This is a genomic window from Caballeronia sp., assembly GCF_049581465.1.
Lineage (GTDB): Bacteria > Pseudomonadota > Gammaproteobacteria > Burkholderiales > Burkholderiaceae > Caballeronia.
In genome coordinates this window covers 1-3,711 of sequence record NZ_JBAUSA010001080.1, presented here as the reverse complement: position 1 = coordinate 3,711, position 3,711 = coordinate 1, and the positions used below count along the sequence as shown (strand labels likewise).

4 protein-coding genes are annotated in these 3,711 nt (G+C 59.4%); 2 read left to right on the top strand and 2 right to left on the bottom strand.

Going from position 1 to position 3,711, the window contains the following annotated elements; genetic code table 11:
- Positions 1 to 185 precede the first annotated feature (185 nt).
- Both WCA53_RS26400 and WCA53_RS26395 read right to left on the bottom strand, forming a co-directional pair.
- The gene (locus tag WCA53_RS26400) at positions 186 to 1,145 is read right to left on the bottom strand and encodes an aliphatic sulfonate ABC transporter substrate-binding protein (RefSeq protein WP_423917498.1); all 960 of its coding nucleotides are present in this window, start codon (positions 1,143 to 1,145) and stop codon (positions 186 to 188) included.
- 79 nt (positions 1,146 to 1,224) lie between these two features.
- Positions 1,225 to 2,478 (bottom strand): SfnB family sulfur acquisition oxidoreductase, encoded by a 1,254-nt coding sequence (locus tag WCA53_RS26395; RefSeq protein WP_423917495.1) that lies wholly within the window; start codon positions 2,476 to 2,478, stop codon positions 1,225 to 1,227.
- A 284-nt stretch (positions 2,479 to 2,762) separates the two neighbouring features.
- On the opposite strand from WCA53_RS26395, the gene WCA53_RS26390 reads away from it, so the two are divergent.
- Positions 2,763 to 2,915, top strand: a complete 153-nt coding sequence (locus tag WCA53_RS26390) for a hypothetical protein (RefSeq protein ID WP_423917492.1) — start codon at positions 2,763 to 2,765, stop codon at positions 2,913 to 2,915.
- A 112-nt stretch (positions 2,916 to 3,027) separates the two neighbouring features.
- A partial coding sequence (locus WCA53_RS26385; RefSeq protein ID WP_423917489.1) for a LysR family transcriptional regulator occupies positions 3,028 to 3,711 on the top strand: 684 nt, incomplete at its 3' end.

The following is a 3,711-nucleotide window of genomic DNA, read 5'->3' as shown; positions in this document are numbered from 1 at the left end:
GCGAATGCGGTCGGCGAATGAACCGGAACGAACGGCGTGGCGGTGCGCGTATCTTCAGCGGAGGTCGTCGACGCCTGAGGTTGAGTGGCGAGAATAGGGTTAGTCACAGTGATTGTCCTTGCCGTATGACATTTGACATGAAGGGCACACGTTCGATGGGCGGTATTGCCTCTGTCACCCGCGTATCAGGTTTGAGCTTTCCAGACAATGTCGCGCACATGGACCTTCTTTGGAATGAGGCCGAGCGCGAAAAGACGGTCCGCTGTGTTCTGCTGCGGATCGAGCAGCGGCGCGTTCAGTGTTGTCACGTCGAAACTGGCGTTCTGATTGACTGCCGCCATGACGTCGGGCGGGATGCCGGTGGCGGCCGAGAGTGCCGCGGTGACTTCCGCAGGATGAGACTTCGCCCATTCGCCGGCCTGCTTCGAACCGTCGATATACTCGCGGACCAGATCCGGATGTGCGCTGGCAAAGGCACTGTTCGCCAGCAGGAACCCGGAGCTCGGTTCTATGTCGCCGGTATAGGCGAGAACCCGCGAGGGGGTATTTGTTTGTGCGATCGTAAAGTACGGATCCCAGATAACCCACGCATCGATATTGCCGCCGTCGTAGGCGAATGCTTCGTCCGCGGCGCCAAGCGAAATGGTTTCGATCTCGGACAATTTCACACCGGATTTTTCCAGGGCCGCCGCGATCAGGTCATGGGAGCTGGAACCTTTCGCATACCCCACTTTCTTGCCGCGAAGGTCAGCGATTTTGCGTATACCGGAATCCGCCCTGACGAGGACTCCTTCGCTTTTTGGCCCCGAGGGTAGCGCGGCAATGTAGTCGATATGGCCGCCTGCCGCTTGCAGGAAAATACAGCCGACATTGCCGGAGTTCCCGAGTGAAATCTCACCGAGGTCGAGCGCCTGAAGCAAAGTCAGTCCTGACGGAAACTCGACCCATTCAACCTGTATGCCACGCGGCTCGAAGCGTTTCTCGAACACCTTCAACTGCCTTGCTACGAGAGGTATACCGGTCTTCTGGAAGCCGAGCGTGATCGTGCCGGGCGTCGCCGCGAATGCTTTCGTGATGGGTGTGATGAAGGTCGAACCCGCCAGCGCTGCGGCGCCAGCGGCGAGAAATTGACGACGTCCCGGCATGCGGATATTTCCTGAGCAGTGAATAAGATGGCAATTCGCGCTGTGCGATTACGCTTTCGGTGGAGGGTTGCGTGAGGCTTTACGTCTGTCCGGTCTCCGGTGGCCGCACGCCGTTGAGATAGAAATTGCCAACGGCCGCGTATTTCCAGCGGACCGGATCATGCAACGTGTGAACGCGTGCGTTACGCCAGTGCCGGTCGAGATTGAACGATGGATGCGTCGAGCGTGTGCCTGCCAGGTCGAACAGCTTGTTGCTGGCTTCGATGGCGATTTCCGTCGTCAATGCCTTGGCTTCCGCTACGGCGATTGAAGCGTCGGCGATCGTGTCTTGCCCTGGAGCGGCGAGACAGCGGTCGATTTCGCGACCCGCGCGATCCATCATCGCTTCGGCGGCGTGCAGTTTTGTCTTCAACTCGCCAAGCTGGAAGATCACATAAGGGTCGGCGCCAATGCGCGTTATTGCCGTGGACGCGGAAGCCGCATCCCGCTCGCGTATGAATGCGATCGTCGCGTCGATGGCGGCGCGTGCGATGCCCGCATCAATACCGACATGGCTGATCTGTGAGATCGCGTTTTGCGGCCATTCCGAGTAGCTACGGTGGATTGGCAGTACGTTGAGCGCGGGCACCCATACATCGTCGAAGACGACTGTTCCGCTTACCGTGGTTTTCTGGCCGAAACTCTGCCAGTCGTCGAGAATCTTCATGCCTGGATGGTCCGCGGGTACCACGGCGACGATACGGCGTCCCTGTGCGTCCTGGCCGATCGTCGACACATAGTCTGCAAAGAGCGCGCCGGTCGAATAGAGCTTGGTGCCGGACAAACGGAAGCCGTCGCCGTCCGGTGCGATGACCATCGCAGAACCTGTCGGCAGCCGGCCTCCGGCATCGACGTTGGCGTTGCCAAAGCGCGCGCCACGCAGAATCTCGCCGAGAAAGAAGGCACGCTGTGGCTCGGTGCCGGTTTTCCAGAGCCAGAACACCGCGCTGTTATGGTTCTGCTGGATTTGCGCGATGGAAGGGTCGGCTGCGGCGAGGATCGCAAACACGCGTCCGACCGTGGCGTAGGAGACCTGTGCGCCGCCATAGGCTGCGGGTATGGTCATGGCCCATAGTCCGGAATCTGAACAGGCATTGAGCTCTTCATGGGGCAATATGCGGTCGCTATCGCGCCGTGCGGCATGGGGTGCGAAGCGCTCGGCGAGCTGATGCGCCATGCGAAGCGCTTCATCGTCCGATGCAATGACGTGCGCGGGCGAAAAGGAGCGAGGCGTAATTAGACGCGTAACGCGAGCGCTATCGGCGAACGCAATGTCTGACGCTTGGGCGGTCATCAACGGCTCCAAGGCGATCCGTTCGGGATCGGGGCTAAACGGGGATTTTCATTAGACGGCCGTAGTCACGTTGCAGACATATGGATGCTTTGACATACAAAAGTTAGCCCGGAGCAGCGCAGGGTGTATGGGGCCAGAAGCATTGGAATTTATCGGACAGGACACACAATGGACAACGAACAATAAATGCTTTTCTTATCTGATTCGTTGGAGGGTGGAGTAGTGTTGAATGAATCATCGGACGTAAGCTACCGGCCGAACCGAAAAAACCGGCGGCGCCCTCCGTGATGCTCGAACCCGACATCTTCGCGAATCCGCGCTACGCCCGCTTCTCGCTGCGTACGCTGCTGTCGGTGCTGATCTGTTATTTGTTTGGCATGTCGCCCATCGACGTCCAATCAAGGTGGCGTGTTCGACACGCGCACGGGCAGGAGTAGACTCGCCGGAATTGCTCCGTGATACCACGCAGGTCGGCGCTTTACCCCGCTGCGTGCGCGTGAACCAGAGGAGTAGAAAAACCAGTTCGAGTGGCGTCGGGGAATAACGAAAATGCGTCTGTCCAAGGTTGATCTGAATCTCTTCGTGGTCTTCGAAGCCGTCTACAGAACGCGCAACCTGACGCGTGCTGCGGAGATGCTGTTCATCACTCAGCCTGCCGTCAGCAATGCCCTGGCACGGATGCGCAACGCATTCGACGACCCGCTCTTTGTCAGTACGTCGGCCGGCATGATACCGACTCCGGTCTCGGAAAACATCATCAGCCGGGTACGTGAGGCGCTGCAGTTGCTTGACTCGAGTACTCACGTCGAGGCGCGCTTTGACCCTGCCTCGTCTGAGCGTACGTTCCGGCTCAGCATGACCGACCTGACCGAGGCGCTCCTTCTTCCCGCACTGGAGGAGGTGCTGCAGCGACTGGCGCCCGGCATCCGCATCGAGAGCTACTTCACGACGCGTAGAGAGGTTCCCGAAGCGCTGGCCAGCGGTGCGGTCAATCTTGCGATCGATGCGCCGCTGATCGACGACCCCTACCTCGAGCAGGAGCCGCTGGGCCGCGACCGGTACGCATGCATGCTGCGTCAGGACCATCCGTATGCCAAGAAGAAGCTGACGATCGATGACTACCTCAGGTTCGGTCATATCCACGTATCCAGTCGCCGTCAGGGCCCTGGTCTCGTCGATGCAGAACTGAACAGGCTGGGCCACAGGCGATCGATTCAGACGCGGGTTCAACAC